Source organism: Streptococcus oralis (assembly GCF_001579175.1).
Classification (GTDB): Bacteria; Bacillota; Bacilli; order Lactobacillales; family Streptococcaceae; genus Streptococcus; species Streptococcus oralis_O.
This window is the reverse complement of sequence record NZ_KQ970760.1, coordinates 179146-180674: the sequence shown is the minus strand read 5'-3', so window position 1 is coordinate 180674 and position 1529 is coordinate 179146. Positions and strand designations below refer to the sequence as shown.

1 pseudogene is annotated in these 1529 nt (G+C 53.0%); it reads right to left on the bottom strand.

Annotated features, from left to right (window positions below):
* Positions 1 to 1529 (bottom strand): annotated as a pseudogene (locus SORDD24_RS10815) (accessory Sec-dependent LPXTG-anchored adhesin); the annotation flags it as partial.

The following is a 1529-nucleotide window of genomic DNA, read 5'->3' as shown; positions in this document are numbered from 1 at the left end:
TCGAAGCACTCTCCAACGCCAACTCGTCTGCTAGCATACTTGCAGAAGTTGAAGTACTTGTTGAAGCGGACTCACTCGAGCTCACTGAGGCTGATTGGCTCGAACTTACTGAGGCTGACTGGCTAGCGCTGGCTGACGCAGATTGGCTCGAACTTACTGAAGCGGACTCACTTGCGCTCACTGAGGCGGATTCACTTGCACTTGCTGAAGCCGATTCACTTGAGCTTACCGAAGCAGACTGGCTAGCACTCGCTGAAGCGGACTGGCTGGCACTTACTGAAGCGGACTCACTTGCGCTCACTGAGGCTGATTCACTTGCACTTGCTGAAGCTGATTCACTTGAGCTTACTGAGGCTGATTGGCTCGAACTTACTGAAGCTGACTCACTCGAACTCACTGAAGCTGACTCACTCGAACTCACTGAAGCGGATTGACTTGCACTCACCGATGCTGACTCACTCGAACTTACAGACGCCGATTGACTGGCGCTAGTTGATGCGGACTCACTCGAACTTACTGATGCAGACTCACTTGCGCTTACTGAAGCGGATTGACTTGAGCTGACCGATGTAGACTGACTAGCGCTTACTGAAGCAGATTCGCTTGAGCTAACCGACGCTGACTGGCTTGAACTGATTGAGACGGATTCACTCGCACTCGTTGAAGCTGATTGGCTTGAGCTTGCCGAAGCTGACTGGCTAGCACTCACTGAAGCGGATTGACTCGAGCTAACCGAGGCAGACTGGCTGGTGCTCGCTGAAGCAGATTGACTCGCACTCACTGACGCTGATTCACTTGCACTTGCCGATACAGACTCACTCGAACTTACTGAAGCGGATTGACTTGCACTCACCGATGCTGACTCACTCGAACTTACAGACGCCGATTGACTGGCGCTAGTTGATGCGGACTCACTCGAACTTACTGATGCAGACTCACTTGCGCTTACTGAAGCGGATTGACTTGAGCTGACCGATGTAGACTGACTAGCGCTTACTGAAGCAGATTCGCTTGAGCTTACGGACGCTGACTCACTCGAACTTACTGAAGCTGATTGACTGGCACTCGCTGACGCTGACTGACTAGCGCTTACTGAGGCGGATTGGCTTGAGCTTACAGACGCTGACTGACTAGCGCTGGCTGAAGCGGATTCGCTGGAGCTGACCGAAGCAGACTGACTAGCGCTTACTGAAGCAGATTCACTTGTGCTTACTGAAGCAGACTGGCTCGAGCTAGCTGAAGCGGATTCGCTGGAGCTGATCGATGCAGACTGACTAGCGCTTACTGAAGCGGACTCACTTGCGCTCACTGAGGCGGATTGACTTGCGCTTACTGAAGCGGATTGACTTGCGCTTACTGAGGCGGATTGACTTGCGCTCACCGAAGCAGACTCACTCGAACTTACTGAGGCTGATTGGCTAGCACTTGCTGATGCTGACTGGCTGGAGCTTACAGACGCTGACTGACTGGCACTGGCCGAAGCTGATTCACTTGCGCTTACTGAGGCGGATTGGCTGGAGCTTACAGAC